This is a genomic window from Porphyrobacter sp. HT-58-2 (assembly GCF_002952215.1).
Lineage (GTDB): Bacteria > Pseudomonadota > Alphaproteobacteria > Sphingomonadales > Sphingomonadaceae > Erythrobacter.
In genome coordinates this window covers 213922-238265 of record NZ_CP022600.1, presented here as the reverse complement: position 1 = coordinate 238265, position 24344 = coordinate 213922, and the positions used below count along the sequence as shown (strand labels likewise).

Below are 24344 nucleotides of genomic sequence, written 5' to 3'. Positions count from 1 at the left end.
ACTGGGGATGAGGTTTGCACGTTCTTTTGCGGTTGTATGCCTGATGGCGGCAAGTTCATCGCTGGCGGCACAGGAAGTCGCGGAGGTTGATGCCTTCGCTTCGCTCGAGCCAGCAGCCAATTCGCTCACACTCGTCAGTCTTAATGATATGCGCCTAGGCCGGGTCACCATCCCCAACAGCGCGCGCTTAGACGAAGACAGTCCGAATCCATTCTGTATTTACCTTATCGAAGTGAACGAGACACCGCAGAGGTTTTCGCGGTCCGTGCTGGAAGCGCCGCAGTTTACCGGAAGCCCCTTCCCCGGCGCCTCGCCTTCTGGCTGCCAATTCGTCGACAATGATCAATCACCGGCACTGCTTCGTATCGGATGCTTGTTTACTTTCGAAATGAGCTATTTTGCCGAATGGTCTGGCGGGGGTCGCATTTCCGGGACCTTTTTCGATGAGCCGCCGATTGGCAAGGTGGGCCTCTATGCGGATGGTGAAACATCGCTTCTGAACCGGCGAGACTTTCGCAATGGCAGTGTCACATGTCCTGATACCGGGTTCATCGACGTCTTGCTTGGTGGCCAGTTCGAGGTGCGGCGCAATGCGGCTGCCGGGGAGAACCTGAACGTCGGCACCATTCGCTTCGGAGTGAACTACTGATGCGCGCGCGTCTCACGGCGCGGCTGATGCTCCCTGCGCTCGCCCTCGCGCTGACCACCGCCCCGCTCGCCGCGCAAGACAGCGCCGAGGTCGATGCCGTCGCCGATGTGGTGAGGGCCAGTGACACGGCGTCGGTTACCGGCGCCTTGAATCTGGATTTCGGCACGATCGCTATTCCCCGGGAAAGCGCAGCAACCTGCCTTTATCAGGTCAATCCGTCCGGCGGGTCTGGTGTCTCTCTCAGGGTCGAACAGACCGGCGGGCCATCAGGTGGCAGTGTTTCCAATCCGACACCCGACGGATGCAGCATCTCGGGGACGCAGACGACCGCCGAGTTCTTCATCAGCTGCCAACAGGCCGGCCCGGTTCTGGTTCAACCCACACTGCAGGTCCCTGCCAATCAGGGTGTACGGATGGAGCGCCTGACCGGCATGTCGATTGTGGCCCCCAACGGAACGATCCAGACGTTCGATCCCGGCAATATCGGTGGCGGAGCACCGCTCAACTGCCCCGCCACCCCGGGCGATTTCAGGGTCCGGCTCGGGGGCGAAGCGTCGGTTCGTGGTTTCGACCAACCGCAGCCCAACCTCAACATCGGACGGGTGCGCATCGATCTGAATTACTGAAACCCTGAACGGAGCATTTTCGAATGAACGCCTTTCGCAAAATCCTTTCGCTGGCAGCGGCGATGACTTGCCTGGCCTGTGTCACTACCCCGCTCGCCGCGCAGGAGAGTGCCACGGTGGATGCGCTCGCCAATCTCGTGCAGGCCGATCAGCCGCTCACCCTCACGGGGATTGCGCCGCTCAATTTCGGGCAGGTGGCGATCCCGCGGGTGGGCAATGTCACCTGCACCTATGACCTGCGTTCGGACGGAAACCGCACGCTGGTGGAAGGCAGCATCGATCAGGGGGCGGGGCCGAGCCCGGCTGGATGCGCCTATCGCGATGATCGCACCGATCGCGCGCGGCTGACCTTGCGCTGCGAGACCGACCGGCAGGTGGAAATCGCTGTCCGCTCGCAATCGGCGGGGGTGCAGGGCACCGCCGTGCTGTTCGAGACCTTCGAGAACTACATCGAGGTCGACGGGCAGGAACGCTTTGCCTGGGACAGGCGCTGTACCGGCGAGGAGATGGTGGTGCGTGTCGGCGGCCAGCTGGTGGTGCAGGGCGAAGCCCGCCCGACCGACGGCGAGATCGTGGTCGGCGCGATCATCCTTGAGGCGTTCTACCCGTGAAGACCCGCCTCGCCTTCGGATTGCTGGCGGCCGCCGCCATGCTGGCCTTGCCGCTGCGGGCAGCGCAGGACGGCGCCGATGCCGATGGCCCGCTGCCCTTCGATGCCCTGCCGGCCGATGCGGCCTCGCCGTTCGGCGGCATGGCGATCTCGCCCACCCGCGTGGTGCTTGATGCGGGCGGGCGCGGGGCGAGCGTGACGCTCTACAATTCGGGCGGGGCGCCGGTCACCTATCGGATCGACGAGGTCGAGTTGGGCCTGGATCAACAGGGCAATTACCGCCAGCTGGCCGAGGGGGAACCCGCGCCGTGGGCCGCCACGCCGTACTTGCGCTTCTCGCCCCGGCAGGTGACGTTGCAGCCCGGCCAGCGCCAGTCGGTGCGGATCATCGCCCGCGCCCCGCGCGATCTGCCGCCGGGCGAGCTGCGCAGCCACCTGAGCATTTCCTCGATCCCGCTGGTCGCGCCGGTCGAGGACAAGCCCGCTGCGGCTGAAGAGCCGGGCAAGGAGCGCACCGTGGCGGTCACCGTCGGCCTCGACTATCGCATCACCATCCCGGTGCTGCTGCGCACCGGCCAGCCTGCGGGTGGTACCGCGATCGAGGCGGCCCTGCCCGATCCCGAAGCGCAAAGCCCGGCCCTGCTGGTCACGCTGGCACGCACCGGCCAGCGCAGCGATTACGGCGTGCTGCGCGCCTATGATGCGACGGGCGCGGAGATCGGTCTGCTGCGCGGCGTGGCCGTGCTGCCGCCGAGCCGCACGCGGGTCGTGCGCCTGCCGTTGCAGGGCGATCACCCTCCGGTGCGGCTGACCTATGCCGAGGAAGATGCCGGAGCGCTGAAGGGCGCCGTGCTCGCCGAATTCACCATGCCCTGATTGCAAGGCTCAGGCAGTGATGTTCCCCCTGTTTCTGCGACGCGTCGCGGGGCGCTGGCCCGTGCTTGCGGTCGGCCCGGTGCTTGCCGCTGCCGCGCTGGCCGTCGAAGCGCGCGCGCAGGCAGTGCAGCAGGTGGAGGCCGCTGCCGAACCCGAACTCCGGATCGCCGAAATCCGCCTGCGCGAACGCCGGGTGCTGCTGGCCGACGTGATCCTCTACCAGACCCCGGACGGCGGGCTGCTGGTTCCCTTTGCGCCGCTGATGGCAGCGCTTGACCTCAGGCTGGAGCCGACGCCGAACGGGGGCATCAGCGGCTGGTTCCTGCGGGAGAATCAGCGCCTCCTCGCCGATCCGGCCAGCGGGCGGGTGCAGGTCGCGGGACGCGATCTGGCACTTGAGCCGGGCGATCTGGTGATAATCGACGGCGCGCTTCACATTGCCACATCCGCGCTTGATCGCTGGCTGGCGCTGGGCGCGCGGTGGGACGAGAGCACGCAGACCCTGGTCCTGACCCCGCCCTTTCTGTTGCCGGCCGAGGAACTGGCCGCCCGCGAGCGCGCCGCCGGGGGCGGAAATGGCGCGGGCGGCGGCATAGATACCACCGGTTTCGTGCCGGTCGCTGCATCTTGGGGAATCGTCGGCTGGCCCCATGTCACGCTCAATCTCGCGGCCACCTATGACGACCGGGCGGGCGGGGCGATCCTCCAGGGCAATGGGCTGGCCGAAGGCGATCTGCTGTGGGCGACCGGGCGGCTGGCGCTGGCCGGAACCAGTCAGGGCCAGATCGATGCGCGCCTGACCCTCGCCCGGCAGGATCCACAGGGCGACCTGCTGGGCGTGGGCGCGACCATTGTCGAGGCAGGCGATATCGCCATTCCCGCCAACCCGCTGCTGCAGCGCAATCTGTTCGGGGTCGGTGTGCGGATCGGGCGCGAGCCGCTCGGCGCGGTGGGCGAATTCGACCGCAGCGACCTGATCGGCGATGCTCCCCCCGGCTGGCAGGCCGAACTCTACCGCGACAGCGAGCTGCTCGGCTTCCAGACCATTGCCGCGGACGGCCGCTATTTCTTCCCGCAGGTGCCGGTGCTGTTCGGGCTCAACCGGTTCCGCATCGTGCTCTATGGTCCCGCGGGCGAACGGCAGGAGATTTTCCGCGCTATCGATATCGGCAGCAATCTTATCCGTCCGGGCGAACTGCGTTACAACCTGATCGCGCTGAAACAGGGCTACAGCATTTTCGACGGGCGGCTGGAGCCCAATCCGGCCCTCGCGGCGGGGGCCGAACCGGCGGCGGAACGGGATGGGCCGCCACTCGGTTTCCAGCAGGCGGCCACCTATCTGGAAGCGCGCGCGGCCTATGGCCTCACCCCGAACCTGGGCCTGTCGGGCTTTGGCGCATGGCGCAGGGTTGATGGCGGCGGCCCCGCGCTCGGCTATCTCGGGATCGGCGCGGTCACCCGTGTCGGCCCGGTCATCGCGGGCGTCGATGCGGTCGCCCAGCAGGATGGCGCGACCGCCGCGCGCGCCAGTGTCACCGCCGGGATCGGGCCGCTGAGCCTGACCGCCACGCACGAACGCTTCGACGCCGATTTTCTCAGCGAGGACGGCGGTGCCGAACGCGGCGGCATTGCGCAGCGCAGCCAGGCGGTGCTTGATGCCCGGCTGGCCGGTGTTGGTCTCGGGCTCGGGTTGATTGCCAGCGAGCTGCGCAATGGCGGCAGCGACCGCACGGTCAATCTCAGGGCCAATGCCATGCTGGGCGGCTTTTCGGTTTCGAACAGCCTGTTCTGGCGCGATTTCCGATCCGGGCCGGGTCTGGCCGGGAACGAGCGGCTGGACGGGCAATTCGCGGTCTCGGGCAGCCTTGGTCCGGTACGGCTGCGCGCGGGCGTCGATTATTCCGTGATGCCACAGACCGAGCTGCGCCGGGTGCGGGGGGAGCTGAGCTATCGGCTGGGGGACTGGTTTCTGGCCGCAACCGCCGATCGCGACTTGCAGAACGGGGCGGGACAATGGGGCTTCGTCACCACGCGCGACTGGAACGGGGTGCGGCTGGGAACAGACCTGCGCTACGAGGATTCGCGGGGCGATTGGCGCGGGCTTGTCACCTTGTCGCTGGCATTCGATCGCGATCCGCTCGGCCGGGGCGCGCGCTTCGGGCGGGCGGCCAGCGGGCAGCGCGGCAGCCTGGTGGCGCGCGGTTTTCGCGATGCCAATGCCAACGGGCGGCGGGATGCGGACGAAGATCTGCTCGGCGGGATCGACATCAGGCTCGATCCGCGCGGCCGGTCACAACGCGAGGGCGGGGCGATTCTGGTCGAGGAACTGCCGCTTGACCGGACCGTGGCGCTGGTTCCGGTGATCGAGGGGATCGACGATCCCTTCATCGTCCCCGCCGTGCCCGGCTACCTCCTCTCTCCGCGTACCGGGCATGCGCTGCGGCTGGACATTCCGCTGGTGGAAAGCGGCGAGGTGGTGGCGATGGTCGATACCGGGGCCGGAACCGTGGTGGAGCTGGTCTCCTGCACGACCGGCGAGGTGGTGCAGCGCGAACGCGCGGCGTTTGACGGGCAGGCGTTCTTCCCGGCGGTGCTGCCCGGCTGTTACGACCTGCGCGCCGGTGACCTGCGCACCCGGATCGCTGTAACCGGCGGCGAGGTAGTCCGCGCACAGATCGGCGCATCCCCTTCGTCCGAACCGGAGGAGCGATGAGTATGCCGATCCGCAGCCCACCCTGAGGCCGCTGGGCTACATGCGGACTGTCGCCTGCGCGGCCAGCGCCCCAAATCCCGAAAGCAGTCGTTCCCCAAGCGCCAGTGAACCCTTACTCCGCCGCCTGCCGTTGCTCGCCTGCGAAGATCGCCATCAGATCATCGTCGCTGGCATTGACCAGCCGTTCGACCCATTGGTGGAAGACCTGACCGCCTTTCTCGTTGCGGCCGAACAGCACCTCTTTCATCAGCCCTGACGCGAGCGCCTGCTGCTGGCGCTTTCCGGTGGCGTAGTCTTCGTCACGGACCACGATTTCGAGGAAGTTGAACTGGTCGTGGGCGGCCTGCACTTGTTCGGGTGTCTCGGGCTGGTTTTCCATGACATAGAACTGGGTGGTGAAGCTCTCGCCCACCTTCTCGCCGGGGAACAGCTGGCTGATCATCGCCCCGCGCTGGCCGCCGCCGTAGAAGCTGGCGATCGAGATGTGCGGGAAGATTGTCCACACGCCCTGCACCAGCACTTCCTGCGGCAGATCATCGTCAGCCAGCGCCTCCAGATCCAGCTGCTGGTCGTCATCGCCCGACACCTTGATCGCAAATTTCGACGGGGTGCTGAGCCGCTGGTGCGGGCCGAAGGCGAAGTAATTGGCGCGGTTGTAGAAATCCGCGCCGAAGGTGTCCTTGTGCAGCACCGGCAGGTGGTAGAAATCAAGATAGCCGTCATAGGCCGTCTTCCAGTTCGGCCCCGGCAGTGTGCGCTGCGCAAACAGCGTCCAGCCCTCGAATTCGAAGGCCTTGAGCAGGTCATCATAGCCGCACAGATAATCCGCAATGCTAAGCTTGGAATGCGGGTCGAGCGTCACCCAGATCAGCCCGGCGCTTTCATAGACCGGGAATTTGGTCAGGCAGTGCTGGCTCTTGTCGATCGGGCCGAAGTCCTTGGAATCCGCCACTCCGATGAGGTCGCCATCCGCCTTGAAAGTCCAGCCGTGATAGCCGCAGGTAAATCGGCTGGCATTGCCGCAGCCGGCGGCCAGCGGGTTGCCGCGGTGGGTGCACATGTTGAGGAAGGCGCCCATGCTGCCGTCCTTCTGCCGGCTGAGCAGCAGCGGCACGCCGCAGATGTCCATCGCCTTGAAGTCGCCCACGTTCGCCAATTCGCAAGAGGGCGCGACCATCAGCGGCAGGCGGCGGAAGATCTGGCGCTTCTCGGTCTCGAACACGTCAGGATCGGTATAGGCGCTGGCCGGGACGCGCACGATGTCCTCTGCATATTCCATCGTGTCGGCCGCGCCGTGGGCGACCAGATTGCGGGTCATTTCGACCAGCGTTTCGCGTGACATCACAGTTTCTCCCGATGCGCCTTTTGACAGGCAGGATCAGCCTTTCGCCGCACGCCTGCAATGATCACTTTTGGCAGAGCTTGCCCCACGCAAAAGGGGCAGGCCAGTGCTGGCCCGCCCCTTCGCTTGTCCCTAGCTGGGCGCTAATCAGAACCTGAAGCTGATTTCCGCAAAGACCTGGCGGCCACGGTTCTGGGTCAGGATGATATCATCGCCGCCCACCGGCAGGAACGGACGTCCGCCGCTGGTGATGGCGAAGATTTCATCGGTAAGGTTCTGCGCGATCAGCGAAAGCTTCCACTTGCCGTCCGGGTGACCGATCGACACGTTGGCGTCGAACAGCCAGAAGCTGGGCTGGACATAATCGTTCAGCGTCGCTTCGTCGGTGATGTAGCCATCATTATAGGCGGCGTTGCCCGACAGGAAGATTTCGAGACTGTCATTGATCGGGATCGTCCAGTCCGCCGCGATGTTACCCGCCCATTCCGGTGCCTGGCTGCCGCGGCGACCATTGAGGTCGACCGTGGAAATGCCGAGCGGCTGGATGAAGGTGTCGGTGTACTGGGCATCGAGATAGCTGAGGTTGGCCGACAGGCTCAGCCCGTCAACCGGTGTCCGCCACCGGCTTTCGATGTCGACACCCTTGGTGGTCAATTCGCCCGCATTGCTGGTGGCGAACTGCACGGTCACCGCGTTGAAGTTCTGCACCTGAAGATCGGTGAAGACATAGTAGAACGCGGTGGCGTTGAGGGTGAAGTCGCGGTTTGCCCACTGCGACTTGAAGCCGATTTCACCGCCGATCGCCTCTTCCGAAGCGAAGATCAGCGAGCTGAAATCGCCCGATGCCGCCGCCTGGCTGAGGCTGTTCGAAGGCAGCGCCGAGTTGTCGATCCCGCCCGACTTGAAGCCGGTCTTGAACGAGGCGAAGATGTTGAGATCATCATTGGCCTTGTATCGCAACGTGACTTCCGGCGAGAAGTTGTCGTCGGCAAACTCGATCGGCCCCGAAAAGAAGCCCGAAGACAGGAAGGCACCGCCGAACCCTGCGAAGAAGGAATGGACGTAGGGCACCGAAATGGTCTGGACCTTGCGTTCATCGGTCCAACGAACACCGCCTGACAGTTCGAGCTGATCGGTAATATCCCACATCAGGCTGCCGAAGAACGAAAGGGCTTCGGTCTTGGTTGTGTGAATCTTGTCCCAGTCATAGGTGAAGCCGGTCACCGGGTCGGGCCCGAGGAACGAGATGTTCACCCCCTGCTGCGAGGTGTCGAAGATGAAGGTGCGGTCTTCGTAGAACGCGCCGAGCATGAAGTTGACTGGCCCATCGAAGTCCGAAGTCAGGCGCAGTTCCTGGCTGTATTGTTCGAGCTGGTTGATCGGATCCGATGCGCCCGCACCGCCCGGCAGACGGGTGCCATTGGGGCCGGGCAGGAACCCGCCGTAGGAATAGATGTCGTAATCGATCGCATCCATGTTGAGCAGGCCCGTGACCGAAGTCAGGGTCAGCGTGTCGGACAGGTCGAGATCGAACTGGAGGCGGCCGAACCAGATTTCCGTTTCGCCGAACGGTACGCCATTGCGCCCGTTGGCAGGTGAATTGCCCGGCACTGGCCCTGACAACGGCGGTGCGGCGTCGGTCAGGTAATAACGTTGGTCGAAGGCGTTACAGTCATAGCCGGCCGGGATCGTGATGCCCCCGCCCAGCAGCACGATCGGATCAGCCACGCCATTGGCGCCGCAGAACACTTCCGCCGTGCCGATCGCGCCGTCGTTTTCGTTCTTGGTATATTGCACCTTCAGGTTGGCGCGGAACCGGTCGGACGGGTTCCAGTCGAGCGTCAAGCGGCCGATGAAGTCGGTCAGCCCGCGCTCCTGATTCACCGCTGGGGTGTTGGGCTGCATCAGCTGGAATTCGTCGATATCGTTGAACTGTGCGGCAAGGCGCACGCCCAGCGTGTCGGTGATCGGGCCGGAAATGTAGCCCGAAAGCAGGTAGCCCTTTTCCTCGAATTCGTAGTTGGCGCGCATCCCCACTTCCCAGTCGGGTGTGGGGTTGGCCGAACGCAGTGACAGCACGCCCGCTGTCGCCGACTTGCCGAAGAACAGCGATTGCGGGCCGCGCAGGACGTCGATCTGCTCGACGTCGAAGAATCCGGCCTGCACCAGGCGCATCGAGGAGACGACCACGCCGTCATATTCGAAAGCGACCGCGGAATCGAAGGCCGCCGAGATGTTTGACGAGCCGACACCGCGCAGGCTCAACTGGCCGCCCGAACCCGATCCGCCGACCTGCACGTTGAGGGTCGGGACGCGGCTCACCACATCCGCGATCTGATCGATATTGTACTTCTGCAACGTGTCGCCGCCGATCGCGGTGACTGTGACCGGCACTTCCTGCAGGCTTTCGTTCTGGCGGCGGGCCTGCACGATGATGACCCGATCCTGCGATGCGGCTTCGGCATCATCAGCCTGGTCCTGCGCAAAGGCTGCGGTCGGCATCGCCGCAATCCCGCTCAACGCCGCTCCGCACAACAGGGCGCGCCGCAGCCCGCTGGCGTGGCGACCGGATACATCTCGGGCACGAAGTGTGTTCATGGTCCTCTCTCCCCTGAAGGCCGCGGCTGTCCCGCGTGCCCGGTTTTCCCCAACGCGATGGCGGTTCTCCTTTCCGCCTTTCGGTATGCGTCACAGGTGTATGGAGCGCCCGCCAGCGCGCCATCAGCAAAAGCGATAGTGACTGCTGCAAACTGCGACAAATCCGCAACATAGGTTTGCAAATCAGGATGCCGTAGCGTCAGGTGGCAGGCTCGCGCTCCATCTGTGCGCGTCGCGGATCGTTGGGCCAGACCCAGTCCGGGCCAATCACCGGCGCAACCCGAAGGGGCTCGGGCACCTTGTCCACCCCGATCATCGCATCGAGATTCTGGTGGAACGAATAGATCCGTGCTTCCTGATAGGACAGCGGCACGGATCGGAACGCCGAACCCTGCATCGAATGCTGAATCGCTTCGCCGAACTGGGTGTCTTCCAGAATGATCGGGCTCATCTGACGGCCATTGGGCTGCGAGGCGTCGGGGACGGTCCACAGATCGGGCGCAGGAGCGTCCCCCCAATCGAGCGCCATTGTCACCAGTTCGAGCCGGGTGGTGGTGAGCGAGGTGGGCCAGAACAGCAGCGGCGGCACGAAATAGTTGCTCAAGGGGCTGACCCAGTTGGGAAACAGGGTGTAGCTCTGGGTGCAGGTGCGGCCCAACTCGCCCACGGTGTCGATCTGTTGCCATCCCGGCGGCGAATCGATGGCGCGCACGTGCTCGCGGTCGGTCTGGCGCGGCGGAGGCGCCAGCATCCGGGCATGGCCATTCGGGTAGAGCGTGTTGAGATTGCGCGTCGAATCCACCAGCGGCGCGACGGTGTTCGGATGGATGAAGGGCACATGGTAGACCTCCATGTTGGCCTCCATCGCCACCTTCCAGTTGCATTGGAGATCGAAGGAATGCCGCGCCGCCAGCCGGATACGGTCGAAGGCGAATTCCTCCCACTCGCGGGCAATCGGCCCCATCCACTCGATGAGCGGCATCGCCTCCATGTCGAAATTGACGAAGATCACCTTGCCGAACAATTCGCACCTGACCGGCAGTAATCCACGGCACGACAGGTCGAAATCGGCGGGAAAGTCGCGCCTTTCGGGCACGCCGACGAGGCTGCCGTCGGTCTTGTAAGTCCAGTTGTGATAGCCGCACATCAAGCGGCTGGACTTACCGCGATCCTCGGTCACCACCGGTGCTCCGCGGTGGCGGCAGGTATTGTGGAAGGCCCGTACCACTCCGTCCATGCCGTGCACGATCACGATCGGATCACCGGCATTGTGCCAGCGCATCCAGCAGCCCGGATCGGGAATCTCGTCAAGATGCCCGGCGAACAGCCAGCTTTTGCGGAACACGTGTTCCACTTCGAGCGCGTAATACTCCGCGCTGGTATAGCGTCCTGCGGGCATATCGGGCAGGGCGGGGAAGCCTTCGGGCGGCGCGGTGCGGCGGCCCTCCCACTCCATCATCGCCTTCAGCTGCGCGACTTCGCTCGCGTCCATCATCCTCGCCTCTCCCCTGGCGGCAAAGATAGGCTCCGGTGGCCCGACCTGCGAATGCGCGCTTTCGACAGTGGCGGTGGCTCGCTCACCCGATAGGCTGCGGCTCATAATAATGCCTTGGGGAGAGAGCTGATGGCAGGCAGGGTAGCGGGCAAGGTCGCGCTGGTGACAGGCGGTGCGATGGGTCTGGGCAAGGCTGATTGCGAGGCGCTGGCGCGCGAGGGCGCGACGGTGATCGTCACCGACCGCGAGGTGGAACTGGCGCACAAGGTCGCAGCCGAGATCGGCGGCGATGCGCTGGCGCTCGACGTGACGAGCGAAGAACAATGGATCGAGGTGATGCGCGCGATCGAGGAACGCCACGGCGGGCTCGATATCCTCGTCAACAATGCCGGCAACGTGATCTTCGAAAGCATCGAGGAATGCTCGCTGGCACACTTCCGCCTGCATCTCGACATTCACGTGGTCGGCACGTTTCTGGGGTGTAAATATGCCGTCCCGCTCATGAAGCATCGTCATCAGACAGTTGGCGGCGGCGGCTCGTCGATCATCAACATGGCCTCCACCGCGGCGCTGATGGGCTATGGCAACATCCCCGCTTACGCCGCGTGCAAGGCGGGGATTGCGGGGATGACCCGCAGCCTTGCGGTGGATTTCCAGGACAGGGGCTACGGCATTCGCGTCAATGCGCTCGCGCCGGGCGGGATCGAGACGCCGATGGTGCGCGATATATCGGGCCGTGCGGGGCAGGAACTGATGGTGGTGCCTGACGGGCCGCTGGCGATGGATGCGCTGGGAGCGCCCAAGGATGTAGCCGCCTGCGTGCTGTTCCTCGCCTCGGACGAAGCGCGGTTTCTCAACGGCCTGACGATCCCGGTGGACAATGGCCTCTACGCGCGTCCCCACCACTGAGGTGGACAAGCCTGGGGCATACCGCTGGTATGTCCTCGCCCTGTTGACAGCGACCAGCGCGTTCAGCGTTGCCGACCGACTGGTGTTCGGCATTCTGGTCGAGGACATCAAGGCCGATTTCGCGCTGAGCGATTTCGAGCTCGGCCTGCTCGGCGGCCTCGCCTTCAGCCTTGTCTATGTGCTGGCGGGATTTCCCGCCGCACGCCTTGCCGACCGTTCGACCCGCAAGAATATCGTCGCCGCTGCGATCGGGTTCTGGAGCTTGATGACGGCGGCTTGCGGGCTCGCTACCGGCTTCTGGACGCTGTTCCTCGCCCGCACCGGCGTGGGCGTGGGCGAGGGCTGTTCCGGCCCCTCCTCGCAGAGCCTCGTCGCAGACTATTTTTCGCGCGCCGAACTGGCCAAGGCGATGGGTTATCTCACCATCGGCGCAAGCATGGGCACAGCAGGCGGCCTGATCATCGGCGGGCAGCTGGCCGAGATCTTCGACTGGCGCTGGGCCTTCATCCTGATGGGCCTGCCGGGGTTGCTGCTGGGCGGCGTGATCTACCTCACAGTGCGCGAGGCGCCGCGTGGGCGCTATGCTCCCCCCGGCACCGACATGGCGCAATTGCCGCTGGGCCGCACGATCATCAGCCTGCTGACCAACCGCGTTTTCATGGGATTGGCGCTGGGCTGGGCGGTGCAGATCATGATCGGATACGGTCTCGCCTTCTGGATGGCGGCGGTAATGCTGCGCGCTTTCCCGATCTCGACCGGCGATGTCGGCCTATACCTCGGCTTCACCTTCTTTCTGGGAGGGATTCCGGGGCCGATTCTTGGCGGCTATGTCACCCACTGGCTGTGCTTGCGGGACGAGCGCTGGCGCGCATGGCTGCCGGGTGTGGTGAGCCTCGGTTGCGTGATTCCGCTGGCGCTGAGCCTCACATCAGGCAGTTTTGCGGCCTTTCTCGGCTGGTTCGGGGTGGCTTACGGTATCTATGTCGCCAGTCAGGCGGGGATCATGTCGGGGATACAGGCGAGCGTCGAGCCCGCCAGCCGCGGTTTTGCCGTCGCCATCGCGCTGTTCTTCAACAACCTCATCGGTCAGACTCTAGGGCTCGGTGTCATCGGCGCGCTGAGCGACGGGCTGGCGACAGCATATGGCACCAGCGCGCTCGCGGTGGCGGTGTTCGGGGTGTGCCTCGTTTCAGGGATCGCCAGCCTCGCGATCTTCGCCTGGACCGCAGCGCAGATGGGGCCGAGCGGTTATCTGGAAAAAATGCGCGTGGGTTGATTTCCAACCGCCGTTCGCCTCGAGCGAAGTCGAGAGGCCTTGTGCGCGGTGTCTCGACTGTGCTCGACACGAACGGGGATGGGGAGATCAGAACCCCGGGTGGATCGACAGTGCCGCGCCATCGACCAACATTTCCGCGCCGGTCATGAAGGGACATTCGTCGCTGGCAAGAAAGGCAATCGCGGCCGCTGTCTCTGACGGATCGGCAAGGCGGTTCAAGGGCGAGGTCTTGGCGACCGCCGCGATCAGGCCAGGGGTATGCTCCTCGGCCGCCGCGAGGATGCCGGTATGCGTCGCCCCCGGGATCACGGTGTTGCAACGGATGTTGAACCCGCGCTGGGCGCACCATGTCGCGACCGACTTCGACAGCACCCTGACCGCGCCCTTGCTGGCCGAATAGCCGACGTCGGTGGGTAGCGGGGCAATCGCGGTGGTCGAGGCGATGTTGACGATGGCGCCTTTCGCCCCGCCCGGATTGGCCGTCATGGCGGCAATCGCGGCGCGGCATCCGGCCATCGTACCGGTCAGGTTCACGGCCAGCACCTTGTCCCACGCGGCGAACATCGCCTCATCCTCAAGATCGCCGATCCCCGCGCCCGAGACCATTCCGGCATTGTTGACGAGAATGTCGAGCCGCCCGAATGCCGCGACGGCCTCGGCGACGATCTGCGGCCATAGCGCACGGTCGGACACGTCCTGCACCGCGAAGCGAGCGCCCGCTTCATCGCATAGCGCCTGACCCTGCGCCGCGTTGACGTCCGTGCCGAGCACCGCGGCTCCGTCGGCCCGCAGCCGCCGCACCGTGGCCGCGCCAATCCCGGAAGCGCAGCCGGTGACAATCGCGACCTTTCCCGACAGGTCGGGCATTATTCGGCCTGTTGCCAGACTGCGGCGCAGGCCCGCTGGTTGTGCGTCGCCACGAAGCGCGCGAGGTTGTCTGTCCCTTCGGGCAGTTTCCAGCCCACGGTGAAGCCGAAATTGGCGAAGGCGAAGATCAGCAGGTCGGCAAAGGTGAAGCGGCCCAGAGCGATGTGGTCGCTTGCCCCCATATAGGCGTCGAACAGCCGCCACTTTTCGTCCGCCATGGCCGAAAGCTCCGCTCCGGCTTCAGGCGAGACGACGCTCATGCGGGGCTCGAACATCGGGCGGCCGGCACCGGCGCGGAAGCCCATGGTCATCGGCACCACCACTTCCTGATCGAACAGCCGCGCCCATTTGCGCACGGTGGCGCGCTCCACCGCAGTCTCGCCGAACAGGTTGGGGGAGGGGTGCAGTTCCTCGATGAATTCGCAGATCGGCCAGCTTTCGGTCAGGCAGGTGCCATTATCCAGCTCCAGCGTCGGGGTGGTGCCCTGCGGGTTCTTGGCCATGTAGCCGGCATCCTGCCGGTTCTGCCCGGTGATGATGTCATAATGGATGCGGGTGAAATCGCGCCCTTCTTCCAGCCCCTTTTCGATCATGAACATCCGCACGAGGCGCGGGTTGGGGCCAAGGCTGGAGTGGAGGATGGTCATGGTCTTCGCTCTCCCGATCAGGTTGTTGATCAGGTTCTAGGGTGCCTCGCGCCGCCCGTCGCCCTCATAAATCCGCTAGGCCACACGGGAAAAGCGCTTGCGCGGGCAAGCTGTATTGCGCACATAAGGCACCATGGATCAATCGCCCGCCTTCGCTCCCGCCAGCCTGCCGCTCGACGATGATGCTGCGCTGACCCGGCTGCATCCCAATTATGCCCATGCCCTGCGGGTGCGCACGACGCTGACCGCGATCCCGTTCCTGATCGGGGCGCTGGTGCTGGAGAGCGCGTTCCGCGGCGAGGGGCTGTTCCCCAGCGGGGTCATCGCCGGGCCGGTGCTGCTGATTGCGCTGGCGTTGATTATCCGCGTGCCCGCCCGCCGTTACAACGCGCGCGGCTATCAGATCAGTGCGGACCGGCTGCGGGTGGTGCGCGGCATCCTGTTCCGGTCGGATACTGTGGTACCTTTCAGCCGGGTGCAGCATATCGATGTCGATCAAGGCCCGATCGAGCGGTTCTTCGGCATCGCAACGCTGACGCTGCACACGGCAGGCAATCATAATGCCAGCGTTACCCTCCCCGGTCTTGGCGAGGATCTGGCGCGCGAGATGCGTGAGTCGATCCGCGCCCATATCCGGCGCGAGACGCTATGACGGCTTCCCACATCGGCCCTGTTCTGCGCACGGCCCCGATCAGCGTTGTCCTCGGCGCGCTCGGGAGCATTCGCAGCGCGATCCTGCCAGCCATCGCCATCGCCTTTTCAGGGATCGGCGGCGACGGGCGACTGCTGATCGCCATTTCGGTGGGCGTGGTCGCGGCGGTGATCGGCACGACCTTCAGCTATGTCGGCTGGCGGCGGCTGACCTACACCATCGGTGAGGCGGATATCCGGGTTGAAAGCGGAGTGTTCAGCCGCTCGGCCCGGTCGGTGCCTTACGAGCGGATTCAGGACGTGAGCCTTGAGGCGAAGCCGCTGGCCCGGATGTTCGGGCTGGTCGCGGTGAAGTTCGAGACCGGGGCGGGGGGTGGCGAAGACCTCAGCCTTGAATATCTCACCGAGGCTGAGGGCGAGCGCCTGCGCCAGCTGGTGCGCGAACGGCGCGAGGACGAGGCGGCCACTGCCACCTCCCCTGACAGCGCCGCCGAGGTCCGCGCCGCGTCGGCGGAGGGCGAGGTGCTTTATGCCCTTTCGCCGGGGCGGCTGGTGACTTTCGGCCTGTTCGAATTTTCGCTTGCGGTGTTCGCGGTGCTGGGCGGCGCGCTGCAATATCTCGAAAACGTGATCGATCTCGATCTGTGGAACGTCACCTTCTGGCGTAGCTGGCTGGAAGAGCAGGGCAGTTTCCTCGCCAGCCTTGGCCCCTATGCGCAGGTTGCAGGCGCGATTGCCGGGCTGTTCGGGCTGGTGGTGATCGGCTTAGGAACCGGGGTGGTGCGCACGGTCCTGCGCGACTGGGGCTTCACCCTGACCCGATCAGCCCGCGGGTTCCGGCGGCAGCGGGGCCTTTTCACCCGCACCGATGTCGTCATGCCCGCGCACCGGGTGCAGGGCATCGTGATCGACACGGGTGTGGTGCGCTACCGCTTCGGCTGGCACGGCCTCAGCTTCGTCAGCCTGGCGCAGGACGCGCAAGAGGAAAGCCATGTGGTTGCGCCCTTTGCGCAGATGGACGAAATCGCGGCGATTGTCGCGGAAGCCGGGTTCCAACTGCCGGGTCAGGCGACCGCGTGGCATCGTTCCAGCAAGCGCCATCGCAATGACAAGGCGGCGCTGCAATCGGCCTTGTTCGTTGTCGCGACTGTTGCCGCGGCAGCGCTGGCACCCCCGGGTCTGTTCCTGATCCCGCTGGGTGTGGCGGTGCTGGCGGTGGCGGCGAACCTTTACGCTTGGGAGTTTCGGCGCTTTGCCCTCAGCGAGATGCAGATTTTCTCGACCACCGGGCTGCTGTCCCCGACCACCCGCATCGCGACTCGGCTGAAGCTCCATTCTGTCGAGATCGCGCAGGGACCACTGGCGCGGCTGCGCGGTTATGCGACGGTGCATCTGGGGCTTGCTGGCGGGAGTTTCGCGATCCCGGGTGTGCCGCTGGCCGAGGCGCAGGCATTGCGCGCTGGCATCCTCGAAACCATCGCGGCGACCGATTATTCGCAGCTCGACGCGCCGCATGAGGACACGCCCGGTCAGGCTTTGAAGGCGCCCCAGCCGGGATTTTCGCCGAACTTGGCCGCGACATAGGAGCAATCGGGGCGGATCAGGAAGTCCTGCCGGGCTGCCTCGTCCACCATCCGCCTGACCAGCGCCCCTGCCACGCCCCGTCCGCCGATGGCGCGCGGGACGATGGTGTGGGCAGCGATGCGCACTTCCTTGCCCTCACGCATTCCGCCCGCCTCCCATTCGAGATAGCCCTGCTCGCTCGATCCGTCGACCACGGCAACATAACATCCGCCGCTACCTTGAACGTGGTGGGTAATGGTCAGTCCTGTGCCTTCTTCGCTCACGTCGATGTCCTCCCACTTGCCACGCCCGCAGGGGCGGCTAGAGGCGTTGGCCGATGACTCTTGCCAAGCCCTTCCTGTCCGACAACGCCGCCGCCGTCCACCCCCGCTTGTGGGAGGCGATGCGCAAGGCTGACGAACCGGACAACCCCTATGACGGTGATGCGCTGTCGCAGGAACTCGACGCGCGCTTTTCCGCGCTGTTCGGGCGGGAGTGCGCTGCGCTGTGGGTGGCGACGGGGACGGCGGCGAATTGTCTTGCGCTGGCAACGATGTGCGCGCCCCACGGCGGGGTCGTATGCCATCGCGAGGCGCATATCGAAGTGGACGAAGGCGGCGCGCCGGGCTTCTTCCTCCATGGTGCCAAGCTGATGCTGGCTGAAGGCGAGGGCGCAAAGCTGACTCCGGCCGATATCGCGGCGCTGATCGACCCGATCCGTGATGACGTGCACCAGGTGCAGCCCCATGCCATCGCGATCACACAGGCGAGCGAATATGGCCGGACATATACACCCGCCGAACTGGCGACGCTGGGCGCTTTTGCCAGAGAACGGCGGCTCGGCCTGCACATGGACGGGGCGCGGTTTGCCAATGCGGCGGCCTTCCTCGGCGGTTCGCCCGAAGACGCGGCGCGGGCGGCAGCCGGACTGGTCGACAGTCTTGCTTTCGGCTTCATCAAGAATGGCGGGATGGGCGCGGAGGCTGTCATCCTGTTTGATCCCGAAGCGGCCCATCAGGTGCGCTATCGCCGCAAGCGCGCCGGGCATCTGCAATGCAAGGGGCGCTATCTGGCGGCGCAGATTCTGGCGATGCTGGATGACGGGCTGTGGCTGGCGAATGCTGCCCACGCCAATGCGGCCGCACAGGCCGTGGCGGCGGGGTGTGCCGACCGGCTGCTGCACCCGGTCGAGGCCAATGAACTGTTCGTCCACCTGACCCCGGCCGAGCGTGAGGCGCTGCGGGCGCAGGATTTCGCTTTCTATGACTGGGGCGCGGAAAGCGCGCGGTTCGTCACCGCGTGGAACACCCGGAGCGAGGATGCGGTCGCGCTCGGCAAGGCCATCGCTGCCCTATGAGCGAGGTGTCCGCGCCGTCGATGCTCAGCCCGAAAGTGCTGATCCCCTTCATGCTGACCGGCACGATCTGGGGCTCGACCTGGTTCGTCATCACCGGGCAGATTGCGGACGTGCCTGCCGCGTGGGGCGTGTTCTACCGCTTTATGCTGGCGACCCCGGCGCTGTTCGTCCTGGCGGCGGTGATGGGCCAGCGGCTGAAGCTTACCCGGCCTGAATACCTTCTTGCCTTGGGGGTCGGCATTGCCCAGTTCAGCGGCAATTTCCTGTTCGTCTACCACTCCGAACAGCACATCACCTCCGGCATTGTCGCGGTTATGTTCGCGCTGTTGATGGTGCCCAACGCGGTGTTCGCGCGGCTGTTTATCGGCGAAAAGGTTGCAAGCGGATTTCTCGCGGGCAGTCTTGTCGCGATCGTCGGCGTGACGATGCTGCTGGTACACGAATGGAACGCGGCGCCGCTGGGGGGAAATGTGGGTCTTGGCATCGCGCTCGCGATTGGCGGGATGCTGGCGGCCTCGATCGCCAATGTTGTGCAGGCCAACCCAACCGGGCGCGGGGTGCCAATGGTGAGCTTCCTCGCCTGGGCGGCGCTCTTCGGGACAATCTTCGACCTTGCTTACGCCTTCGTTATCGCAGGCCCGCCGCAGGTGCCGACAACGGCGGCGTTCTGGGCGGGGACAGCTTATCTCGCCATCATCGGCTCGGTGGTGACCTTCCCGCTGCACTATAATCTGGTGCGTCAGATCGGGGCGGGGAAGACGGCCTATAACGGCATCGTAACGGTGTGCGTGGCGATGCTGCTGTCGACCTTGTTCGAAGGCTATCGCTGGACGCCTTTGACCGCGAGCGGCGCGGCGCTGGCTCTTGTGGGCATGGGGCTGGCTTTGCGCTCCAAACAGGCGAAGTAGCGCGCTGATCCGGCCCGCAGGGCCGCAAGGGCGACTGCCCGTCGCGCCTTATGGCGCGGAAGCCAAGGGCGCGGACGCGCCCGCCGGCGCTTGCGGCGCAAACAAGGACTCCAATCCCTCGACATAGGTCGGATAGCGCGGCGACCAGCCCAGCACCCGCTTGGCCTTGCCATTCGCGACCCGCCGATTCTCCATGTAAAACCCGCGCGCCATTTCGGAGAGGTTCGCCTCTTCCAGCGACTCCAGCGGCGGCAGGGGCAGGCCGAGCAACCGGCAGGCGTGTTCGGTGACTTCGTTGCCGCTGCAAGGGTAATCATCACCGAGATTATAAGCCCCCGCAGGCGCATCCTGCACCAGCGCCGCGACAACCCCGCTGGCGATGTCCTCGACATGGACGCGGCTGAACACCTGCCCGGGCAGGTCGATCCGCCGCGCCTTGCCTTCTCTTACCCGGTCGAGCGCACTGCGCCCCGGTCCGTAGATCCCCGGCAGGCGGAACACCCTTGCGCCGAGCTTGAGCCATGCCAGATCGGCCTCGGCGCGGGCGTTCCAGCGGCCTTCTCCGGATTGCGCGATGGTCGGCGTCGCCTCGTCCACCCATGCGCCTTCGCGGTCGCCATAAACGCCGGTCGAGGAGAGGTAGCCAAGCCACTGTCCATCGAAGGCGTCCTCGTAAAAATCGAGCACCGGGTCGACCCCGTCCTTCCGGTCGGGCGGGACGGAAGAGAGGATGTGCGTCGCCTGCTCCATGCATTCGAGCACCGAGATGGCATCCATCCAATCGAGGTTCCCATCGCGGCCCGTGGCATCAACGCGCCACCCGTGCTCGCGCATGGCGGCGGCGATACGTTTTGCCGTGTAACCCAGTCCGAAGATCAGCAAATGCCCCATGCCCCTCCCTTGCCGTTCGCCTCGAGCGAAGTCGAGAGGCAGATGCGCATTGTGTCTCGACTAGGCTCGACACGAACGGGTAGAGAGCCTGCCATGGATATTGCGAGCACCCCAACGAACCCCGAAGGCAACCCCGAAATGGCCGACGCTGCGCGCACTCCGCACGAGCCGCCGGTCATCCTGCGCGAGGATTATCGCCCGTTCGGCTGGCTGGTGCCCGAAGTGCGGCTGGAATTCGATCTCGGCCTCAACCGCACCCGCATCCGCGCCGAACTGACCGTGCAGCGCAATGCCCGCGCCGATCATGCCGACACGATCCGCCTCAACGGCGACAGCCTCACGCCGCTGTCGGTGAGCGTCGATGGCGCGCCTGCCGACTGGCGCTTGGACGGGGACGATCTGATTGTGCCGCTGCGTGAGGATGCGCACCTGATCGCGATCGAGACCGAAATCGACCCCACCGCCAACACCCAGTTGATGGGCCTTTATGCTTCGAACGGGATGCTATGCACCCAATGCGAGGCGGAAGGCTTTCGCCGTATCACCTTCTTCCCCGACCGGCCCGATGTGCTGTCGGTTTATTCGGTGCGTATGACGGGCGACAAGGCCGCCTTTCCGATCCTGCTGTGCAACGGCAACCGCACCGCGACTGGCGAGAACGCCGACGGCACGCACTGGGCCGAGTGGCACGATCCCTGGCCCAAGCCGTCCTACCTGTTTGCGCTGGTGGCAGGCGATCTGGTGGCGAACTCCAAGCCCTTCACCACCCGCTCGGGCCGGGTGGTCGAATGCAATGTCTGGGTGCGGGCCGAGGACATCGAACGCACCGATCACGCAGTCGAATCGCTCCACCGTTCGATGCAGTGGGACGAAGAGGTGTTCGGGCGCGAATATGATCTCGATCTCTATAACATCGTCGCGGTCAGCGATTTCAACATGGGGGCGATGGAGAACAAGGGGCTGAACGTCTTCAACACGAAGTATGTTCTGGCCGACCCCGACACCGCGACCGATGCCGATTTCGATGCGGTCGAAGGCGTGATTGCTCACGAGTATTTCCATAACTGGTCGGGCAACCGCATCACCTGCCGCGACTGGTTCCAGCTCAGCCTCAAGGAAGGCTTCACCGTGCTGCGCGACCAGCTGTTTTCGCAGGATATGCGCGGGGAGGCGGTCAAGCGGATCGAGGATGTGCGCATCCTGCGCGCCGCCCAGTTCCCGGAGGATGCAGGGCCGCTGGCCCACCCGATCCGGCCGGACTCCTATCGTGAAATCAGCAACTTCTACACTGCGACCGTCTATAACAAGGGCGCCGAGGTGATCCGCATGATGCGCAGCATGGTGGGCGTCAAGCGGTTCCGGGCAGGGACCGACCTCTATTTCGACCGCCACGACGGCGAGGCGGCGACCTGCGAGGATTTCGTCAAGGCGATCGAGGATGGGGCGGCAATCGACCTCACCCAGTTCCGACGCTGGTATTCGCAGGCCGGGACGCCGCGCGTCGCCGTTTCGCAGGCGGTTGAGGGTGACACGCTGAGGCTGACGCTCAAGCAGACCATCCCCGCCACGCCCGGCCAGCCCGACAAGCTGCCCATGCCGATCCCGCTGCGCGTTGCGGTGCATTCGCGCAGCGGCGCGCTGGGGGCGGAGCAGCTGATCGTGCTGACGCAAGAGGAGCAGAGCTTCGACCTGCCGCTGGCGGGCGGCGATCCGGTCGTGTCGATCAATCGCGGCTTCACCGCGCCGGTCGTGATCGAGCGCGCGCTGGCGCGCGAGGATCTGGTGTTCCTCGCCGCGCATGACGATGATCCCTTCGCCCGCTCGGAAGCCTTGCAGGAGCTCGCGGTTGGGCACCTCGTCGGCGCAGCCAGCGGCACGTTGTCGGCAGACGAGCAAGCGGCGGGCGAAGGGGCGATCATCGGCGCGTTCCGTTCCAGCCTTGCTGACACTGCGCTCGACGATGCTATGCGCGGCGAATTGTTGGTGCTCCCGTCCGAGACTTATCTGTTCGAAGTCATGGCGAGCGGAGAGCGCAAGGCCGATCCCGGTGCGATCCACGCCGCGCGCGAGGGGCTGAAGGCAGCCATCGGCACCGCGCTATCCGCAGAGTTGCAGGCGCTCCATGCGCGGGCTTCGGCGGTGGCGCTGGATGATCCGGCAGGGCGTGGGGCGCGCAAGGTCAAGACCATCGCGCTCGGGCTGATTGCGGCGGCTGACCCGGCCAGCGCGGCGACGCTGGCGGCGGCGCAATATGACGCGGCGGACAATATGACCGACCGGCAGGGCGCACTGATGGTGCTGTGCGGGCTCGATTGCCCGCAGCGCGCGGATCGGCTCGCGTCGTTCTATCAGCGTTACAAGGGCAATGATCTGGTGATCGACAAGTGGTTCACCTTGCAGGCCTTGTCGCTCCACCCCGATGTCATCCAGCATGTCCGCGAATTGGCCGATCATCCCGATTTCACCATGAAAAACCCCAATCGCGTGCGGTCGCTCCACATGGCCTTTGCGGGCAATCCCAAGGGCTTTCACAAAACAGATGGCGAGGGGTACCGGATGGTAGCTGACGTCATTCTGGCGCTCGACCCAATCAACCCGCAGACGGCGGCGCGCTTCGTTCCGGCGCTCGGACGCTGGCGGCGGATCGAACCGGGGCGGGCGGCGCTAATGAAGGCCGAGCTGGAGCGGATCATGGCGACGGGCAACCTCTCACGCGACACCTTCGAGCAGGTCAGCCGCTCGCTGGAAGGCTGAGACGGGTGGACTTCCAGATCGAACGCCACATTCTGCTTGAAGGCGTGCCGCACGGCTTCTTCGGCAGCAAGGGCGGCATGCACCAGTTTGGCTTCGGCGGGCCGGGCGAGGGAGAGGAGATGCGGAGCCTGCGCGCGGCGGCAGCGGAAGCGATTCTTCACGGTGGCCGCCTTGCCGCGCCGCATCAGGTGCATTCGCCTGACGTCGTCACCGTCACCGCCCCGTGGGAGGATTGTGCCGTCGGCCGTCCGGTGGCTGACGCCGTCGTCACCTCAACGCCAGGGGTCGTGCTCGGGATCGTGACTGCTGATTGCGGCCCCATCCTCTTTGCAGACCGTGAGGCCGGTGTGATCGGCGCGGCCCATGCTGGCTGGCGCGGCGCGGTGGACGGCGTTCTCGAAAACACGATTGTCGCCATGGAGGCACTGGGTGCACGGCGCGCGGCGATTACTGCGGTGCTCGGTCCGACCATCGCCCAGTCCAGCTACGAAGTCGACGCCCCGTTCCGCGCCCGCTTTGCCACCGGGGACGAGGCGTTCTTCGCTCCCGCGCCGGAGCGCGAAGGGGTGGTTCGCTGGCACTTTGACCTGCCCGGTTTCATTATGGCGCAGCTATCGGGCGCCGGGCTTAGCAAAATTGCGGATATTGGCCGGGATACATTCTCACAGGTCGAGCGTTATCATTCGCATCGACGCTCGACGCAGGCGCGCGAGCCGAATTATGGTCGGCAGATCAGCATGATCGCGCTGCCCTGATGTCGGCTTGCACGCGGGTAAACGGGCTTTGATCAAAACACGGTTGGATTCTTGCGGAATTGCCGTTAATTGCCCCGCGCAAGTTCCGGGTGAGGTGCGTCTGATGGCGCTGCCCCGGCTGGAACAGGGACCAATCGACGGACGCTTTCGGGGTATCTGCCCCGTCACTTGACACCACGCCGCGCAGGCCATTTTCCGGCGCGGCAAAACGAGCAGGGTAAGATCAAATGGCTTCTGACACGGCCGCTACCATCGCATCGGACACTCAGGAGGGCGTTCGCCGCCGCGACTGGATTCACATTGCCGCGCTGAGCACTGCGGGCGTTGGCGGCGCTTCGGTTTTGCTGCCGCTGGTCAGCCAGATGGCACCGTCGCAGGACGTCCTCGCCGCGAGCACCACTGAAGTTGATGTCGGCGCGATCCAGCCGGGCCAGAGCATCAAGGCCAGCTTTCGCAAGCAGCCGCTGTTCGTGAAGCGGCTTACCGCGGAGGAAATCGCCAAGGCCAAGGCCGATGACGGCGCCTCGATGCGCGATCCCCAGACCTTGGCCGAGCGTACCAAGGAAGGCCACGAAGACATCCTCGTCACGATGGGCGTCTGCACCCATCTCGGTTGCGTGCCGCTGGGTGCTGCCGAAGGCGAGAACAAGGGTGAATTCGGCGGCTACTTCTGCCCCTGCCACGGTTCGCACTATGATGTCGCCGGCCGCATCCGCAAGGGCCCTGCGCCGCTCAATCTGATGGTGCCGGAATATAGCTTTAAGTCCGACACCGTCATCCGCGTCGGCTGAGCTTTCGTATCTGAACGATAACGATAATCGACCGTTTCCTTAACACCGATCAAGCCGAGAGAACGC

21 protein-coding genes are annotated in these 24344 nt (G+C 65.2%); 14 read left to right on the top strand and 7 right to left on the bottom strand.

The features are described 5' to 3' along the window. The first annotated feature begins 7 nt into the window (after positions 1 to 7). The 5 genes from CHX26_RS01115 to CHX26_RS01095 are packed head-to-tail and all read left to right on the top strand — an operon-like array spanning position 8 to position 5474. Complete coding sequence (locus CHX26_RS01115) at positions 8 to 649, top strand: hypothetical protein (RefSeq protein ID WP_146107617.1); 642 nt, start codon at positions 8 to 10, stop codon at positions 647 to 649. After that, on the top strand, positions 649 to 1275 hold the full coding sequence (locus CHX26_RS01110) for a hypothetical protein (RefSeq protein WP_104940788.1): 627 nt from the start codon (positions 649 to 651) through the stop codon (positions 1273 to 1275). The genes CHX26_RS01115 and CHX26_RS01110 overlap by 1 nt, the downstream gene beginning before the upstream one ends. A 23-nt stretch (positions 1276 to 1298) precedes the next feature. Next, positions 1299 to 1886, top strand: coding sequence for a hypothetical protein (locus tag CHX26_RS01105; protein ID WP_104940787.1), 588 nt, complete (start codon positions 1299 to 1301; stop codon positions 1884 to 1886). After that, positions 1883 to 2761: a fimbrial biogenesis chaperone gene (locus CHX26_RS01100; protein ID WP_104940786.1), complete on the top strand. Its 879-nt coding sequence runs from the start codon at positions 1883 to 1885 to the stop codon at positions 2759 to 2761. The genes CHX26_RS01105 and CHX26_RS01100 overlap by 4 nt, the downstream gene beginning before the upstream one ends. A 19-nt stretch (positions 2762 to 2780) precedes the next feature. Continuing rightward, on the top strand, positions 2781 to 5474 hold the full coding sequence (locus tag CHX26_RS01095) for a hypothetical protein (RefSeq protein ID WP_104940785.1): 2694 nt from the start codon (positions 2781 to 2783) through the stop codon (positions 5472 to 5474). Positions 5475 to 5586: 112 nt separating this feature from the next. On the opposite strand, the gene CHX26_RS01090 is transcribed toward CHX26_RS01095, so the two are convergent. From CHX26_RS01090 to CHX26_RS01080, 3 genes are all read right to left on the bottom strand, one after another. After that, the gene (locus CHX26_RS01090) at positions 5587 to 6816 is read right to left on the bottom strand and encodes an aromatic ring-hydroxylating oxygenase subunit alpha (RefSeq protein ID WP_104940784.1); all 1230 of its coding nucleotides are present in this window, start codon (positions 6814 to 6816) and stop codon (positions 5587 to 5589) included. 147 nt (positions 6817 to 6963) lie between these two features. Continuing rightward, positions 6964 to 9414: a TonB-dependent receptor gene (locus CHX26_RS01085; protein WP_104940783.1), complete on the bottom strand. Its 2451-nt coding sequence runs from the start codon at positions 9412 to 9414 to the stop codon at positions 6964 to 6966. A 199-nt stretch (positions 9415 to 9613) separates the two neighbouring features. Further along, positions 9614 to 11014, bottom strand: a complete 1401-nt coding sequence (locus tag CHX26_RS01080; RefSeq protein WP_233997217.1) for an aromatic ring-hydroxylating oxygenase subunit alpha — start codon at positions 11012 to 11014, stop codon at positions 9614 to 9616. A 24-nt stretch (positions 11015 to 11038) separates the two neighbouring features. Here CHX26_RS01080 and CHX26_RS01075 point away from each other — a divergent pair, with 24 nt between their 5' ends. Then, positions 11039 to 11818 (top strand): SDR family NAD(P)-dependent oxidoreductase, encoded by a 780-nt coding sequence (locus tag CHX26_RS01075; RefSeq protein ID WP_104940782.1) that lies wholly within the window; start codon positions 11039 to 11041, stop codon positions 11816 to 11818. Continuing rightward, positions 11790 to 13094 (top strand): MFS transporter, encoded by a 1305-nt coding sequence (locus CHX26_RS01070; protein ID WP_104940781.1) that lies wholly within the window; start codon positions 11790 to 11792, stop codon positions 13092 to 13094. Before CHX26_RS01075 ends, CHX26_RS01070 begins: the two co-directional genes overlap by 29 nt. Positions 13095 to 13181: 87 nt before the next feature. Here CHX26_RS01070 and CHX26_RS01065 read toward each other — a convergent pair whose 3' ends face one another. Both CHX26_RS01065 and CHX26_RS01060 read right to left on the bottom strand, forming a co-directional pair. Further along, positions 13182 to 13961 (bottom strand): SDR family NAD(P)-dependent oxidoreductase, encoded by a 780-nt coding sequence (locus tag CHX26_RS01065; RefSeq protein WP_104940780.1) that lies wholly within the window; start codon positions 13959 to 13961, stop codon positions 13182 to 13184. Then, complete coding sequence (locus CHX26_RS01060) at positions 13961 to 14608, bottom strand: glutathione S-transferase family protein (protein WP_104940779.1); 648 nt, start codon at positions 14606 to 14608, stop codon at positions 13961 to 13963. Before CHX26_RS01060 ends, CHX26_RS01065 begins: the two co-directional genes overlap by 1 nt. A gap of 133 nt (positions 14609 to 14741) precedes the next feature. On the opposite strand from CHX26_RS01060, the gene CHX26_RS01055 reads away from it, so the two are divergent. Both CHX26_RS01055 and CHX26_RS01050 read left to right on the top strand, forming a co-directional pair. Beyond that, complete coding sequence (locus CHX26_RS01055) at positions 14742 to 15260, top strand: PH domain-containing protein (protein ID WP_104940778.1); 519 nt, start codon at positions 14742 to 14744, stop codon at positions 15258 to 15260. Beyond that, positions 15257 to 16843, top strand: coding sequence for a PH domain-containing protein (locus CHX26_RS01050; protein ID WP_104940777.1), 1587 nt, complete (start codon positions 15257 to 15259; stop codon positions 16841 to 16843). Before CHX26_RS01055 ends, CHX26_RS01050 begins: the two co-directional genes overlap by 4 nt. Here CHX26_RS01050 and CHX26_RS01045 read toward each other — a convergent pair. After that, entirely contained in the window at positions 16789 to 17106 is a 318-nt protein-coding gene (locus tag CHX26_RS01045; protein ID WP_104940776.1) for a GNAT family N-acetyltransferase, read from the bottom strand. The two genes, CHX26_RS01050 and CHX26_RS01045, sit on opposite strands and share 55 nt — an antisense overlap. Before the next feature lie 53 nt (positions 17107 to 17159). On the opposite strand from CHX26_RS01045, the gene CHX26_RS01040 reads away from it, so the two are divergent. After that, a complete protein-coding gene (locus tag CHX26_RS01040; protein WP_104940775.1) occupies positions 17160 to 18179 on the top strand; it encodes a threonine aldolase family protein in 1020 nt (339 codons plus the stop codon). Continuing rightward, positions 18176 to 19087, top strand: a complete 912-nt coding sequence (locus CHX26_RS01035) for a DMT family transporter (protein ID WP_172449638.1) — start codon at positions 18176 to 18178, stop codon at positions 19085 to 19087. Before CHX26_RS01040 ends, CHX26_RS01035 begins: the two co-directional genes overlap by 4 nt. 48 nt (positions 19088 to 19135) lie before the next feature. On the opposite strand, the gene CHX26_RS01030 is transcribed toward CHX26_RS01035, so the two are convergent. Next, the gene (locus CHX26_RS01030) at positions 19136 to 19978 is read right to left on the bottom strand and encodes an NAD(P)-dependent oxidoreductase (RefSeq protein WP_104940774.1); all 843 of its coding nucleotides are present in this window, start codon (positions 19976 to 19978) and stop codon (positions 19136 to 19138) included. Between the two features lie 93 nt (positions 19979 to 20071). On the opposite strand from CHX26_RS01030, the gene pepN reads away from it, so the two are divergent. The 3 genes from pepN (at position 20072) to petA (ending at position 24278) form a co-directional block, all read left to right on the top strand. Beyond that, positions 20072 to 22732 carry an aminopeptidase N gene (gene pepN / locus CHX26_RS01025; protein WP_104940773.1) on the top strand — a complete coding sequence of 887 codons (2661 nt, stop codon included), beginning with the start codon at positions 20072 to 20074 and terminating at the stop codon, positions 22730 to 22732. Positions 22733 to 22737: 5 nt separating this feature from the next. Next, positions 22738 to 23487, top strand: coding sequence for a peptidoglycan editing factor PgeF (gene pgeF, locus CHX26_RS01020; protein WP_233997216.1), 750 nt, complete (start codon positions 22738 to 22740; stop codon positions 23485 to 23487). Positions 23488 to 23714: 227 nt separating this feature from the next. Then, positions 23715 to 24278 (top strand): ubiquinol-cytochrome c reductase iron-sulfur subunit, encoded by a 564-nt coding sequence (gene petA / locus CHX26_RS01015; RefSeq protein ID WP_104940772.1) that lies wholly within the window; start codon positions 23715 to 23717, stop codon positions 24276 to 24278. Positions 24279 to 24344: the final 66 nt, after the last annotated feature.

What these genes read in the sequence shown, in the direction of transcription:
- CHX26_RS01115 (WP_146107617.1), top strand. Translation starts at nt 8, where the DNA reads ATGAGGTTTGCACGTTCTTTTGCGGTTGTATGCCTGATGGCGGCAAGT.
- CHX26_RS01110 (WP_104940788.1), top strand. Translation starts at nt 649, where the DNA reads ATGCGCGCGCGTCTCACGGCGCGGCTGATGCTCCCTGCGCTCGCCCTC.
- CHX26_RS01105 (WP_104940787.1), top strand. Translation starts at nt 1,299, where the DNA reads ATGAACGCCTTTCGCAAAATCCTTTCGCTGGCAGCGGCGATGACTTGC.
- CHX26_RS01095 (WP_104940785.1), top strand. Translation starts at nt 2,781, where the DNA reads ATGTTCCCCCTGTTTCTGCGACGCGTCGCGGGGCGCTGGCCCGTGCTT.
- CHX26_RS01090 (WP_104940784.1), bottom strand. Translation starts at nt 6,816, where the DNA reads ATGTCACGCGAAACGCTGGTCGAAATGACCCGCAATCTGGTCGCCCAC.
- CHX26_RS01085 (WP_104940783.1), bottom strand. Translation starts at nt 9,414, where the DNA reads ATGAACACACTTCGTGCCCGAGATGTATCCGGTCGCCACGCCAGCGGG.
- CHX26_RS01080 (WP_233997217.1), bottom strand. Translation starts at nt 11,014, where the DNA reads ATGAGCCGCAGCCTATCGGGTGAGCGAGCCACCGCCACTGTCGAAAGC.
- CHX26_RS01075 (WP_104940782.1), top strand. Translation starts at nt 11,039, where the DNA reads ATGGCAGGCAGGGTAGCGGGCAAGGTCGCGCTGGTGACAGGCGGTGCG.
- CHX26_RS01070 (WP_104940781.1), top strand. Translation starts at nt 11,790, where the DNA reads ATGGCCTCTACGCGCGTCCCCACCACTGAGGTGGACAAGCCTGGGGCA.
- CHX26_RS01065 (WP_104940780.1), bottom strand. Translation starts at nt 13,961, where the DNA reads ATGCCCGACCTGTCGGGAAAGGTCGCGATTGTCACCGGCTGCGCTTCC.
- CHX26_RS01060 (WP_104940779.1), bottom strand. Translation starts at nt 14,608, where the DNA reads ATGACCATCCTCCACTCCAGCCTTGGCCCCAACCCGCGCCTCGTGCGG.
- CHX26_RS01055 (WP_104940778.1), top strand. Translation starts at nt 14,742, where the DNA reads ATGGATCAATCGCCCGCCTTCGCTCCCGCCAGCCTGCCGCTCGACGAT.
- CHX26_RS01050 (WP_104940777.1), top strand. Translation starts at nt 15,257, where the DNA reads ATGACGGCTTCCCACATCGGCCCTGTTCTGCGCACGGCCCCGATCAGC.
- CHX26_RS01040 (WP_104940775.1), top strand. Translation starts at nt 17,160, where the DNA reads ATGACTCTTGCCAAGCCCTTCCTGTCCGACAACGCCGCCGCCGTCCAC.
- CHX26_RS01035 (WP_172449638.1), top strand. Translation starts at nt 18,176, where the DNA reads ATGAGCGAGGTGTCCGCGCCGTCGATGCTCAGCCCGAAAGTGCTGATC.
- CHX26_RS01030 (WP_104940774.1), bottom strand. Translation starts at nt 19,978, where the DNA reads ATGGGGCATTTGCTGATCTTCGGACTGGGTTACACGGCAAAACGTATC.
- pepN (WP_104940773.1), top strand. Translation starts at nt 20,072, where the DNA reads ATGGATATTGCGAGCACCCCAACGAACCCCGAAGGCAACCCCGAAATG.
- petA (WP_104940772.1), top strand. Translation starts at nt 23,715, where the DNA reads ATGGCTTCTGACACGGCCGCTACCATCGCATCGGACACTCAGGAGGGC.